Consider the following 12513-nt stretch of genomic DNA (forward strand, 5'->3'; position numbering starts at 1 on the left):
AAATCTTAAATCGTTTTCTGTTAAAGGTCTTGTCGGGCGGATGCATTCATGAGCCCCCTCAGTCCCAGAGGGGCGCTTTCTCGTTAAAGAAGGCGCGAAGATCCTTCGACATTTCTTCCCCACCTCAGGATAAAGGTGACAAGAAGGGGGACAAGGACAAGCTGGATACCTATTCCCGGGAGGGAGACGACAAAGAGACTCTGTAGAAGAGGCAAAATCCCGAATTTCCTCCCGAGAACCGAAAAGAGAACCCAGCTGCCAAGGATGGAAACCCCTCTTCCCAAAAGCATCGCCCCCACCAGGGAGGGAACAACACCCCACCGAAGGCGCCGGAAAAAGAGGGAGCTTGCAAGGCCATACATCCCAAGCTCAACCATCATGACGAGGAAGTTCGGGAAAGGGGGCATGCCGGTTACAAGAAAATTCAGGGGCGGAAGGACAAAGCCAAGGAGAAAGCTCGCTTTACTTTCAAGGAGGAACCCCCCAAGGAGGGCCGGAATGTGCATGGGGAGGAAGACCTGCCCGGGAATCCCCAGGACGTGGAAGAGGGAGGGAACGACGATGCCAATCGCCAAAAGAACCGAAGCCCTGGTGAGATCGCGGGTCTCCATGGGACCACCTCCGTAGCACGATTTTTGAAAATTGTAGCACAGAGGGCGATGCGGCGAGAAGTCCTGTTCGTCTCTCATGCAACTGCGGGTTGCCTGTATATTTCTTTCTTTCTCTTCTTCTCATCCTATTATTTACTTCTTATATCTCTCTCCTTCTACATCTACATCTATCTATCGTCGACTTCCTAGTAAGACGAACGACGAGTGAAGGATAAAGAGCGTATGGGGAGATCCTCTCCTCTCTTCCTCAGGGAAGGGGCTTCGCCCCTTCAAACCCCAAAAAGAAGGGAGGAGAGAGAATGAAGAAGTTCAAATGTGAGTGCGGAAAGGAGTTCCTCGTGGTCTTTGATCTCATCAACCCGAAGGGCGTGACGTTCCTGCATGAGGGCGCACCGGTGACGATATGCCTGCGGTGCGGAAGGAATCTCTACGAGGAGTATGCAGAGTACCTCGAGAAGAATCCGGTGGCTTTCATGGCGGTGCTTGGCATCATCGGGGAGCTCTTCCGCGGGGTGCTCCTGGAGGACGAGCCGGATGAGCTTCTCTGGTATAATAGGAGGGGATGAGCGATGGAGCTTGTGCGATTTGGGGTTTCCATGGAGGCCGAGCTTCTTGAGGAATTCGACAAAGCCTTAAAGCGGGAGGGCTTCGTGAACCGTTCTGAAGCCCTCCGGCACCTCGTGCGCCGTTTTGTGAGCGAAAGGCAGTGGGAGAACGCCGAGGGCGAAGTCTTCGGGGCAGTAACCATCGTCTACGACCACACCGTCCGGAACTGCGCGAAACTCCTTTTAGAGCTCGAGCACGCCTTTCGGGACTCCATCGCCTCCACAACACATGTCCACTGTGATGAGGAGACCTGCCTTGAGGTTATCCTCGTGCGGGGGGATGCGGCATCCCTTGCTTCCTTTGTGCAGAAGCTCAAAAGCCTCCGGGGCATCAAGAGCTGTCAAGTCACCTGCGTGAGTCCCCATGGATGAGAGAGTTCGCTTCCTTGCCCTTCGCCGGACCCTTCTTCTTGTCCTTTTCTGCAACCTCGGAGTGGCCCTTGCCAAGGTCCTCTACGGGAAGATAGCAGGGATTGCGAGCATCACCGCCGATGGGTTCCATTCCCTCTCGGATGGGGCTTCGAACGTCATCGGAATCCTGGGGCTTTCCTTTGCCTTCCGTCCCGCAGACGAAAGCCACCCCTACGGGCACAAGAAGTTCGAGACCCTCGCCTCCCTGGGCATTGCGATGCTCCTTTTTGGGGCTGCCCTTGAGGTTCTCCGGGAGGTATGGAATCGCCTGGGTTCTTCGCACGTTTTGGAGGTTCGTCCGGAGAGCTTCGGCATCTTAGCCGCAACGCTTTCCGTGAACGTTCTTGTCGTTTTCTTTGAGAAATCGGTGGGGCGCAGGTGGCGGAGTGACTTTCTCCTCGCCGACGCCCTCCACACCCAAAGCGACATCTTCGTCTCCCTGGGGGTTCTGGGGACCCTTCTTGCCATACGCCTTGGGCTCCCCTGGGTGGACACCCTCACGGCGCTTGTCATTGCAGGCCTCATCGTGCGGGCGGGAATCACCATCATCCTTGAGAGCTCCCGGGTCCTCTGCGATGAGAAGGTGCTCCATCCTGAGGCCGTGGCCCACGTGGTTTGCGGCATCCCCGAGGTCCAGGGGTGCCACAAAATCCGCACCCGCGGCCGGGCCGACGACATTCACCTTGATCTCCACGTCCTCGTGGACGAGAAGATGTCCGTCGAGGAGGCGCACCGGGTGTCCGAAGAGGTGGAGCAGGTTATCAAGGAGAAATTCTCCGGCGTCACCGATGTGACGGTCCATATTGAACCGACAACCGAAAAGGAGGAGCCCTCGTGAAGTACCGCATCGACGGAGGCATTTTTGCCGCGTATCCGGAGTACCTGAGGGGAGTCCTTGTGCTTTCGGGAATCGAAAACCACGGGGAGAGGGAAGAAGTCCTTCATCTCCTCCGGGAAGCGGAAAAAGCCACACGAAGAAGGCAAAGCCTTGAGACCCTGCGGGATGATCCGAGAATCCGAAGCTGGCGGGAGGCCTTCCTGAAATTCGGGACCAACCCCAACCGCTACCCCCCTTCCGTGGAGAACCTTTTCCGGAGGGTCCTCAAGGGTGGTGAGCTCCCCTACGTGAGTACCCTTGTTGCCCTCATGAACACTGTGTCCCTCCGGTACGGCCTTCCCTGCGGGGGAGATGATCTTGGGAAAGTCGAGGGGGACATCCTCCTCACCTACGCGAAAGGGGACGAGCGGTACATTCCCCTAAACGGCACCGAGTCCGAGCCCCCGGAGAAAGGTGAAGTGATTCTCCGGGATGCCCGCAAGGTCCTCTGCCGGAAGTGGACCTGGCGGCAGGGGGACGAGACGAAAATCACAGAAGAAACCCGCGCCGCGGTGGTGAACATCGACTGCCTCCCACCCTTCACCTTAGGGGACCTTGAGAGGATTCTTTCCGAAGTTGCTCCCCTCTTTGCCCGCTACTGCGCTTGCCGCGTCGAAACGGGTATCCTGAAAAGCGACACCCCCGAGCTTGAGATCCCTGTGGTACAATAGAGGAGAAAGGAGAGAGCTTTATGCGACGTATTGCGCTTTTTGCGGTTCTTGCCGTGTTTTTCCTGGCTCCCCTTGCCTGGGGAGATGGCGAGGTCTCCTTTGTCCCTTATAGCATCGACGTTCCTGAGGAGGGGTATGCCCAAGTCATGTTCGACCAGGGGTACAACCTCTATCAGGCGGGGAGGAAGACCGAGGCCATTCAGTTCTTCATCGAGGCGGTAACCACAAAGCCGGACTTCACCAAAGCCTGGTTCTGGCTTGCCCGCACGTACCAGGAGGAGGACATGTACGATGAGGCCATCTGGGCCTGGGAGAAGGTGCTGCAGCTTGAGCCGGAAAATAAAGAAGCCCGCTACTTCCTGAAAAAGGTCCAGAACTGGAAGCAGTACGGAAAGGAAGCCTGGGAGAACTACGAGCGGGGCATCGTGGCCCTCGAGAAAAAGGAAGAGTACGACGCCATCGAGTACTTTAAGAAAGCTATTGAAGCCAACCCCAAGTTCGATAGAGCGTACTATTGGCTTGGGATTGCGAACTTCCGCACCGGGGACTACCACAACGCCGTGTGGGCCCTGGAGAAGTACCTTGCCCTCCGCCCGGGGGATAAAAACGGAGAGTACTGGCTCAGGGAAGCCCGAAGTCGCCTTCCGAAGACAAGATAACCCCTACCGCCCGCACCGGGGAAGCGGTTCCGGAGGGAATTTTGAGGGGGAAAGCGAAGAAGAGAGCCTCTTTTCCCAAGAGTTCTCTGACATTTGTGAGATTTTCGTAGATGAGAATCCCCGCCTCCAAAAAGAGGCGGTGGAGAGGGAAAGGAGGCCCATCGATTGTTTCTGCCTCAACCCCCACGCCCTTGATACGGCAGGCAAGAAGCGCCTGAGCGTCGGCTTCTTCAAGGTTCGGATCGCCGACAAAAAGGACGATATCCCCCTCCTCCACGCCAAAAGACCGAAGAGTCTCTTCTGTCAGGGGCCGGGGAAAAGTGGAGATATCAAGGGCTTTTGCCACGCCGCAGAACCGCTCAAGGGGAATCTCGTCAACGCTTGCGGCATCGGCAAAAAAATGGCGCGGGGCATCCACATGGGTCCCGGAGTGCTCAAAAAGAAAAAGGGCGCGGGTGGCAAATCCGTGGATTTCAAGACTGTGCCAGGGAAGAATGAGGAAGGGGGGATCCCCGGGGAAAGTGGCCGCACCTGGCGAAAGTCCCCGGGAGAGATCGACGAAAACCCACCCCTCACCCTTTCTGGTACGCGGCGATGAACCTCCGAATGGAGCGATCATAGGTCCGCTCAACTTCAGGCGGGAAGAAGCACCCCGGAATCTCCCCATGGGACCGGTGGTAGGCCACGCACTCGCAGCACTTCCCCCGCTTCGAGCAGGAAAGGTAGGTGCAGGTGCACTGGGTGAGGTTCTCTTTTAAGTGACACTCGGGCATACGCGTTCCTCCTCCTCTTCAACGACTCTTCCACTCTTTCGAATGCACCCCTCGTACAGGAGGTAAGTCCGGAAAATCTCAACATACATCTTCACCCGGTGGTACACCCCAAGGAGGGGGCCATACTTCTCCTCCTTGTGGTAGTGGGACAATCCCCAGAGGGGCACCATCTCGACGTTGGCGGCGGTGTCATGGGCGAACTTCGTGAGGAAGACCTCGACCCCAAAGCGGGTCCAGGAAAAGTCCGGAAGGCCCCGCACCCACTTCCCCCGCACCGCCCGCTGCCCGTTGAGGATGGGGAAAAACCGCTGGGCAAGATCGCTTGAGCCCCGCCCCCCTTTGAAGACGCCAATCGTCATGTGGATAAAGGGGTACCGCACCAAGGGCTCAGAAAGGGCCAGGAGGTGTTCCCTCTGGAGGTGCAAAAGATCCGCATCGATGAAAAGGTAAATGTCGCTTTCCTTTGCTTTTCGAATGCCGGAAACAAGCGCTTTCCCCTTGCCGAAGTTCTTCGGGTGGCGGATGAGCGTCACCGGGAAGCGGGCTGCAACCGATGAGGTGGCATCACGGGAGCCGTCATCGATGACGACCACCTGGTCCACAAAATCGGTGGTGCAGACCACTTCGAGGACTTTTGCGATTCGCGGAGCCTCGTTGTACGCCGGAACAAGAACCGTTACGCTCTGGCCATCAAGCATGCGTCTCACTCTTGCAAAGTGCCGTAAAAGCCTTAGAATATTATACACAAAACGCACGAAAGGAAAAGGCGCTTGAAAAAGGACCGAGAGGAAAAGCACTTCGAATTCACGAGAAAGCTCTACTACCTCCTCCTCCTTGCCCTTGCGCTCTACCTTGTGTATCTTCTACGGGATGTCCTTGTCCCCTTCGTCCTGGGGGGGCTTCTGGCCTACGCTTTAGCGCCCGTTGCCCGTTACCTCACCCGCCGGGGGCTCTCCTGGAAGCTTGCTTCCGTCATTGTCTTTCTTGCTCTTCTTCTCTTTTTTGCCCTCCTCTTTTTCCTCATCATTCCCGAAGCCCTCTCGCAGCTTAAAGCCTTTGCGGCCTCCGCCCCGGAGCGCATCGAGGAGTTCGTCGGGAAAATCCTTGAGGCCGCCAAAGCTCTTGATGCCAGGTACCCGGATCTCCGCCTCACCGAGGCCGTCGAGGACTTCCTCCGGAATATCCTCGGGAACTTCGAGAACTACCTCCAGGGCATCACGAAGAACATCCTGAACCTTGTGTCCCTCTTCATGACGGTGCTTTTCTTGGGCTTCATCGTCACCCCCTTTGCCCTGTACTACTTCATGGTGGATGCTGCCAAAATCCGGCGCACTCTCGTCCGTGTTTTTCCTCCCGAGCGGCGCAAGGAGTACGTGGCGATTCTGCGGAGCGTCGACCAGGTGGTGGGGAGCTTCATCCGGGGACGCCTCATTCTTTCCCTTTTTGTCGGAGTTGCGGTAACGGTGGGGCTTCTCATCATGCGGATTGAGTTCCCCCTCATTACCGGCATCATCGCCGGAGTGGCCGATGTCGTGCCCTATCTTGGTCCCATTGTGGGAGCCGTTCCGGCGCTCCTTTTTGCGAGCGCAAAATCGGTGTGGCATGTGGTGGGCGTGGTGGCCCTCTTTTCGGGGGTGAACTTTGTGGAGGGTGTCGTCGTCACTCCCCGGGTGATGGGGAAGGAAACGGGGCTCCATCCGGTTACGGTCCTCCTTGCCCTCCTTGTGGGCGGGAAGCTCTTCGGAGCTTTGGGCGTCATCGCCGCCATTCCCGTTGCCGGGGTCCTCAAGGGGATCCTCCTCCACCGAAAAAGGAGGGAGAACTCTGGGGACAATCTGTAACGCTCTGGCTGTGGTCCTTGGAGGGATTCTCGGGCTTTTTTCTTCGGGGGCGGTTCTCCCAAAAAACCGGGGAGAGCCTCATGGAGGTTCTGGGGCTTGTCTGCGTACCTTTGGGGCTTTCGATGACGCTCAAGGGGGAGAAGTTCCTGGCGCTTCTTTTAAGCCTTGTGGCCGGGGGAATCGTGGGGGAACTCTTGAGGCTTGAGGACCGCCTTGAGCGCTTCTCCCGAAAAATCGAAAGCCGCATGCGGGCTGAGGAGAACACCTTTGCCCCGGGTTTTCTGGCGGCGACGCTTCTTTTTTGCATCGGTCCCATGACGATTATGGGGCCACTCGAGGATGGCCTGGGCAAAACTCCCCACATCCTCTACACGAAGTCCCTCCTTGACGGCACCGCCTCCATAGCTCTTGCCGCAAGCCTCGGCATCGGCGTCCCCTTCTCTGCTTTCTCCATCCTCCTTGTCCAGGGGAGCATCACCCTCCTTGCCCGGTTCCTTGCCCCTCTCCTCTCGGAAGTGCTCGTCCGCGAAATGACAGCCACCGGCGGAGTCCTCATCCTCGGGATTGCTCTCCGCCTCCTCAACCTCAAGAAAATCCGGGTGGCCAACCTCCTCCCCTCTCTTGGCTTTGTTCCCCTTTTCATCCGCATCCTTTAGGGGGTGATGCCATGCGCATTGCGGTGTTCTCCGATATCCACGCCAACCTCCCGGCCCTCTTGAGCGTCCTTGAGGATATCGAGAAAGTCAGCGTGGACGTAGCGGTGTGCCTCGGGGACCTTGTGGGGTATGCGCCCTTCCCGAACGAAGTGATTGAAAGGATACGGGACCTTGGCATCCCCACGGTGATGGGGAACTACGACCAGGGGGTGGGCTTTGATCTTGAGGACTGCGGGTGCGCGTACCGGACAGAAGAGGAAAAGGCCTTAGGGGCGGTTTCCCTCTCCTGGACAAAGGAGAACGTGAGCCCTGAGAACAAGGAATTCCTCAGGGGCCTCCTTCCCCGGTATGAACTCGAGGTGGGGGCCTTTCGCCTTCTCTTTGTCCACGGGAGCCCCCGCCGGATCAACGAGTACCTCTTCCCGGACCGGCCTGACGCAAGCTTCCTCCACATGATGGCGAACGAATCGGCCAACGTCCTCGCCTGCGGGCACACCCATATCCCCTTTTTCCGGAGGGTGGATGGGCTTTTCGTGGTGAACGACGGGAGCGTCGGCCGGCCAAAGGATGGCGACTGGCGCGCCGCCTGGGCGCTCCTTGAAGTGGGGGATACTTTGAGCGTTTCTTTCAGGCGCTGCGAGTACAATCTTCTCCCCCTCAGGGAGGCCTACGCAAAAAGTGGACTTCCCCAGAAGTTCCTCGAGGACCTTTTTGCCGCTTAGGAGGATCTTCCAAAAGAACGAGGAGAAGTAATGGAATTTCCCCAACACTTATCTCCCTCATGGTAGGAGAGTTTTACCACCTCCCCTGCTCCTGTTTCAGGACGCTTTTACCCTATTTTTGGAACATCCCTAGATTAATCGTCTCTTCCACCTTGCCCAAGAGAGGTCCAACACAATAAGCCACCCTACCTGATGGCCCCGAACGAGAGCCCGCTGACAAGATACTTTTCGAAAAACAACAGAATCAGGATCGGAGGAATTGCTCCAACCGCAATTCCTGCAGATATCACTGTGTGCAGGATAAGTTGCCCTGTGTTATATCCAGACAAAGCAACAGTCACAGTTTTGTTAAAGCTTGCAAGTACCGCCGAAAACAGAAACTCATTCCAAGTAAAGACAAAAACTAAAGCCACTACTGCAACTATGACTGATCTCATGATTGGTAAGACTACCCTCCAGAGGACAGTCCAGCTATTTGCTCCGTCGATCAAGGCAGCCTCTTCGACATCTCTTGGGGCTTCTCTAAGGTGACTGTAAAAAATCCAAATCGCAAAGGGTAGACTGAAGATCAGATTGGCAAGAACCAACCCGACCTTAGTGTCAAGCAACCCAGCCCTTTGATACATCAGGTACAGAGGAAAGGCAAATACTATTGGAGGAGCAAAAAGAAGAGACAAAAACCAGAACGGAAGAAAGTTACCTCCAACCCTGTACCTGCTTAGACCATATGCCGCCATTAGACCTAAGGGCAAGGTTATTAAGATGACACATAGAGATATGACGAGAGTGTTCACTAAGGCCGAAGAAAGGGGCTGCACATCAAATGCCAACCCTACAGTTCTGTAGGTTGAACCTAAGACTAGGCTGTAATTAAAGAGGGTGGGTTTCTTTGGAAGGCCAAACGGGTTTATGGTTATTTCCTGAGGCAATTTTAAAGAGGTGAGCAGGATAATAATAAAGGGCGCCAGGGTAACAAAAATGAGAATAACAATGACGCCAAAAGCCAGTAAGAGATAGCCTCTCTTGCTCACTGCCTTACTCCCTCCCCTCTTGGAACCTAAAGTAAGCAAGCACCACTACGTTGACGATAACAAGGACAATTACAGTTGCTGCTGCTGCAACACCCAACAAACCCTGCTTGAAACTGTATTCGTAAATCTGCAGGCTTACTGTTCGAGTAGCAATTCCCGGTCCTCCTGCAGTCAGCAATCTTGGAATATCAAAGGATCGAAAAAGCCATATTCCCCTCAGTACTAAGGCTACGATGATAACAAACCTCAGCTGGGGGAGGATAATCTTCCTAAGAATCAGGGTTTCTCCAGCCCCTTCTATGCGTGCCGCCTCAATGGTTTCCCTAGGCAACATCCTCAGTCCAGCATAAATCAGCAAGAAGAAAAAAGAGGTCCACTGCCACACATCCACGGCAAGCAAAGAAACAGTAGCACTAAGTGGCTTGGAGAGGAAAGAAACTCTAAAACCAAGCGTTGCTTTCAGTGCATTGGGGATTGCTCCAATGACGTCGTTAAGCATTAAGCTAAACATCGTTGCAGTAGCTACCCCAGGCAGAAGTATAGGCAAAAGAATTAAAATGGTTATGAGCTTCGTGAAACGCGCAAATTTTGATTCCGTTATCTCGTTGACAAGGAAAGCAATAATCAACCCGAGAAGAAATTCAATCAAAAGCGCTGAGACTGTGTACATAGAGGTGAAACGCAGGGAACCCCTAAAAAGAGGATCGCTTAATACCTTCAAGTAATTCGAAAAGCCGCAAAAGCTTATGTTCCTGAGACTCCATCCCTTAACATCGAAAAAGCTTAAGTATACCGAATAAGCGAAGGGATAGACTGTTAAGAAAAAAAGAAGTACTACAGCAGGCGCTACGTAGAACCATCCCTTGACCCTCTTGATGCCCGACATTTTTATTACAACCTCCACGCGGAGAATTAAGGAGACCCCACAGGGGGTTAAGACCGCCCTGTGGGGTGATTTGATCACTTATTCATTACTTCCCGATAACTTTCCCGATTTCTTCTTCCATCACCTTCAGGGCCTCTTCGTAAGATATCTCTTGAGCCAAAGCCCTGCCAAGAGCGTTGGAAATTGCAGTATATATTTCAGGAACGCCTGGAACAAGAGGCCAAAACACTGGAGTAACCACCTTACCGGAGAGTATACTCTCATAGTAAAAGGTGTAATGATCGATTGTTCTCTGGTCAAAACCCTTTTCAGGCGACAGTACCCCAGGAATGTAGGTTGCGGGAGGAATACCCTGCTGCAAACCCAAGACAACACCTTCTTCGGATCCAGAGGCAAATGCTAAGAATCTAGCCATGTCCTCTTTGGCTTGCTCACTTGTATAATTGTTAATCACCCACGCGAAACACTGGATATAAGCAGCTCTACCGGCAGGCCCTTTAGGAGGAATGGTCTCTGCCATCTTGTCCCACACCAAGGGGGACTGTTGGGGATCGGTCAAGTGGAGGGAATCCCAATCCCAATCTATTCCAAAAGCAACATTTCCAGACTGGAAGGCTGCAAAGTTCTCAAAAGCCTCGTAACGGTGAACATCAGGAGGAACGACGTCATATTTGTTCTTTAAATCCAAGATGAAGCTTATTGCTTTCAATCCTTCTGGAGAGTTAACTGTCACTTTACCATCCTCGATAATGTCCCCACCAAAGCTTCTTAGTACCTCGTAAAATAGAGCAGCAAATTGGACACCAAAGGTACTTAGACCTTGGAAGGTTGTACCGTACTCAGTGGGTGAATCCGGGTTGTACTTCTTCGTAAAGAAAATTGCAGCTGCCAAGTAATCATCCCACATCCATTCTTCGGGAGGTTTAGGCTCTAGCTCCAGCCCTAAAACTTCCTTAGAGAGACTTCTGTACTTTTGCTTCCACTCCTCATCAGAGAGTAGTCTTTCTATTAAGTCTTTTCTGTACCTCAGAATGCCTTCGGACACTACTACCTCTGGGAACCCATAAATAGAACCCTTGTAGGAGACCATTGCTAGCGCAGATTCAAGCGGTTTGGTATAAGTCGGGAGGAAAAATGCTGGATCTTCGTAATACTTATCCAGAGGAAGAATGTAGCCTTCTTCCGCAAAGGTAGGTATATAAAAGTTGAAAACCATAAAGGCCTGCCACGTATCCGTTCTGCTCGGGATCATGGTCATCATTTTTGAGAAGAACTCGTCTCTCCCTACTTGATTCACTACGACTTTGAATCCATATTTTTCCGCGAACTTCTCATTCCAAAGGTCGGCAACCTTGGTAACGTGCGTTCCCTCTGCCCCTGTCCAAGTGTATAGAACGTGAGAGCGGAGAGCGAAAGCTGAAAAAGTTACTAACCCTACTATCATCACGATGAGAAATCCCCCAAACGTTATTTTCCTAATCATTGAAAAGCGCCTCCTTTCTTGGTCGATCTCAAACTCAGGGAAAAATAGGAAATGCCCTCGCTTTTCCCTGCCTCGACTCCTTCAAACCACCTCCTCTCCCAGCCAGAATTGTGGAGGTTCAAAAGCTCGACTCCAACCGTCACTCCTGTTCTTCTATAGGAGGAATACCCAGGTACCTGGCAAGATTCCCTCCGAGAACCAATTCAGCCTCTTCCTCATTACAGACCAGGTCCCTAACAATTGCTTCTTTAACTGCAGGTGAAGCAAAGGGAGCATCAGAACCGGCGGTAAATCTTTCGGCACCGACTTTTTTGTAAGCCTCATAAACAACAGACTTTTGAGGACAAGTAGTAAGATCAAACATTACATTAGGTATGTCCACTAACATATGGGCAACCGTACCATAAGCCCAAACAAATCCAGAATGAGCCATAATAAATAGAAGTTGGGGGTATCTCTTAGCAACATCCGCTAAGGCTTCAGGAGAGTTGTTAAGGCTATCACCCATGGCATGGACCACAACAAGGAGCTTTCTCCCCGTCTTTTCCTGCATTTCCACAAGTTTGTCCATAATAGGAAAAATAATCTTAGGATTGTTTATCGCATAGTTGTGCTCAAGAGGATGCATTTTTAGCCCCCAAAGACCAAGCTCGCCAATTGCTCTCTCAACTTCCTCTAAAGCCGGATTCACCTTGATCAAATCGAATCTTTTACCTGCATGCTTGCTCTCGTCTCCGTAAACGCTTGGAGGCTGAAGCCAAGGATTTATAGTAGTCAACCCTATAACTCTTCCAGGAAACATTCTTTGAATTTTTGCTACGTAGTCGTTGCCAACGTAGGGATTCCACTCTGGAGTACGATGATGAAAACCTTCATTAACTTGGAAGCAGATCTGAATATCAATGTGGTACTTATCCATCCAAGGGATCAGCTCTTCTTCGGCGATAAAAGTTATCAAGGGATTAACACCGATGTGACAATGAGTATCAATCACCGGCCACCTCTTTTTTCCCTTCTTACCCTGCACATCTTGTTCTTGTCTCAAAAACTCCACCCCCCTCTTAGAGCTAGAGTTAAAGCTCTCTTGCCAACCATCTCATTGTGTTGCTCCACAACTTTTGAAAATACTCCCACTCTAGAAACTCTCTCGTTGCTCCATGAGGAGCTATATCCGCAGCAAAAGCCGCTGTCCTTCCTTTCCCACACTCCCACACGGCAAAAATCGGATCTTCTTTGTACCTAGCTAACAAAGTTGCGCCTTCCTTCAACTTTAAGCGGTTGTAAGAC

The 12513-nt window shown here is 52.9% G+C and carries 16 protein-coding genes and 1 pseudogene; 8 read left to right on the forward strand and 9 right to left on the reverse strand.

The annotated features are described in order from the left end of the window. Positions 1-83: 83 nt before the first annotated feature. A complete protein-coding gene (locus tag H5U36_05370; protein ID MBC7217575.1) occupies positions 84-611 on the reverse strand; it encodes an ECF transporter S component in 528 nt (175 codons plus the stop codon). A gap of 299 nt (positions 612-910) precedes the next feature. Between H5U36_05370 and H5U36_05375 the strand changes: the two genes are divergently transcribed. Genes H5U36_05375 through H5U36_05395 form a run of 5 tightly spaced genes read left to right on the forward strand, consistent with a single transcriptional unit; the run spans position 911 to position 3834 of the window. Continuing rightward, entirely contained in the window at positions 911-1177 is a 267-nt protein-coding gene (locus H5U36_05375) for a hypothetical protein (protein ID MBC7217576.1), read from the forward strand. Positions 1178-1180: 3 nt separating this feature from the next. Next, positions 1181-1588 carry a nickel-responsive transcriptional regulator NikR gene (gene nikR / locus H5U36_05380; GenBank protein ID MBC7217577.1) on the forward strand — a complete coding sequence of 136 codons (408 nt, stop codon included), beginning with the start codon at positions 1181-1183 and terminating at the stop codon, positions 1586-1588. Next, on the forward strand, positions 1581-2465 hold the full coding sequence (locus H5U36_05385) for a cation transporter (GenBank protein MBC7217578.1): 885 nt from the start codon (positions 1581-1583) through the stop codon (positions 2463-2465). The genes nikR and H5U36_05385 overlap by 8 nt, the downstream gene beginning before the upstream one ends. Next, the gene (locus tag H5U36_05390; GenBank protein ID MBC7217579.1) at positions 2462-3175 is read left to right on the forward strand and encodes a hypothetical protein; all 714 of its coding nucleotides are present in this window, start codon (positions 2462-2464) and stop codon (positions 3173-3175) included. Before H5U36_05385 ends, H5U36_05390 begins: the two co-directional genes overlap by 4 nt. A 20-nt stretch (positions 3176-3195) precedes the next feature. Continuing rightward, positions 3196-3834, forward strand: coding sequence for a tetratricopeptide repeat protein (locus H5U36_05395; GenBank protein ID MBC7217580.1), 639 nt, complete (start codon positions 3196-3198; stop codon positions 3832-3834). Here H5U36_05395 and H5U36_05400 read toward each other — a convergent pair. The 3 genes from H5U36_05400 to H5U36_05410 are packed head-to-tail and all read right to left on the reverse strand — an operon-like array spanning position 3797 to position 5305. Continuing rightward, positions 3797-4453 (reverse strand): cyclase family protein, encoded by a 657-nt coding sequence (locus H5U36_05400; protein MBC7217581.1) that lies wholly within the window; start codon positions 4451-4453, stop codon positions 3797-3799. The genes H5U36_05395 and H5U36_05400 overlap by 38 nt on opposite strands. Continuing rightward, positions 4407-4607 (reverse strand): hypothetical protein, encoded by a 201-nt coding sequence (locus tag H5U36_05405; GenBank protein MBC7217582.1) that lies wholly within the window; start codon positions 4605-4607, stop codon positions 4407-4409. Before H5U36_05405 ends, H5U36_05400 begins: the two co-directional genes overlap by 47 nt. Continuing rightward, the gene (locus H5U36_05410; GenBank protein MBC7217583.1) at positions 4589-5305 is read right to left on the reverse strand and encodes a glycosyltransferase; all 717 of its coding nucleotides are present in this window, start codon (positions 5303-5305) and stop codon (positions 4589-4591) included. Before H5U36_05410 ends, H5U36_05405 begins: the two co-directional genes overlap by 19 nt. Positions 5306-5377: 72 nt before the next feature. On the opposite strand from H5U36_05410, the gene H5U36_05415 reads away from it, so the two are divergent. The 3 genes and pseudogenes from H5U36_05415 to H5U36_05425 all read left to right on the forward strand — a co-directional run bounded on the left by H5U36_05415 (position 5378) and on the right by H5U36_05425 (position 7826). Beyond that, positions 5378-6448: an AI-2E family transporter gene (locus tag H5U36_05415; protein ID MBC7217584.1), complete on the forward strand. Its 1071-nt coding sequence runs from the start codon at positions 5378-5380 to the stop codon at positions 6446-6448. Next, positions 6432-7104: pseudogene (locus H5U36_05420) on the forward strand (DUF554 domain-containing protein). Before H5U36_05415 ends, H5U36_05420 begins: the two are co-directional and overlap by 17 nt. Positions 7105-7115: 11 nt before the next feature. Further along, positions 7116-7826, forward strand: a complete 711-nt coding sequence (locus H5U36_05425; protein MBC7217585.1) for a metallophosphoesterase family protein — start codon at positions 7116-7118, stop codon at positions 7824-7826. A 185-nt stretch (positions 7827-8011) separates the two neighbouring features. Here H5U36_05425 and H5U36_05430 read toward each other — a convergent pair whose 3' ends face one another. From H5U36_05430 to H5U36_05450, 5 genes are all read right to left on the reverse strand, one after another. After that, positions 8012-8857 (reverse strand): carbohydrate ABC transporter permease, encoded by an 846-nt coding sequence (locus H5U36_05430; protein ID MBC7217586.1) that lies wholly within the window; start codon positions 8855-8857, stop codon positions 8012-8014. A gap of 4 nt (positions 8858-8861) precedes the next feature. Next, positions 8862-9743, reverse strand: coding sequence for a sugar ABC transporter permease (locus H5U36_05435; GenBank protein ID MBC7217587.1), 882 nt, complete (start codon positions 9741-9743; stop codon positions 8862-8864). Positions 9744-9828: 85 nt separating this feature from the next. Further along, positions 9829-11226 carry an extracellular solute-binding protein gene (locus H5U36_05440; protein MBC7217588.1) on the reverse strand — a complete coding sequence of 466 codons (1398 nt, stop codon included), beginning with the start codon at positions 11224-11226 and terminating at the stop codon, positions 9829-9831. A gap of 139 nt (positions 11227-11365) precedes the next feature. Further along, positions 11366-12145: an amidohydrolase family protein gene (locus H5U36_05445; protein ID MBC7217589.1), complete on the reverse strand. Its 780-nt coding sequence runs from the start codon at positions 12143-12145 to the stop codon at positions 11366-11368. A 154-nt stretch (positions 12146-12299) separates the two neighbouring features. Next, a partial coding sequence (locus H5U36_05450; GenBank protein MBC7217590.1) for a cytoplasmic protein occupies positions 12300-12513 on the reverse strand: 214 nt, incomplete at its 5' end.

This window comes from Candidatus Caldatribacterium sp. (assembly GCA_014359405.1).
In the GTDB taxonomy this organism is placed as follows: Bacteria; Atribacterota; Atribacteria; order Atribacterales; family Caldatribacteriaceae; genus Caldatribacterium; species Caldatribacterium oleiphilum.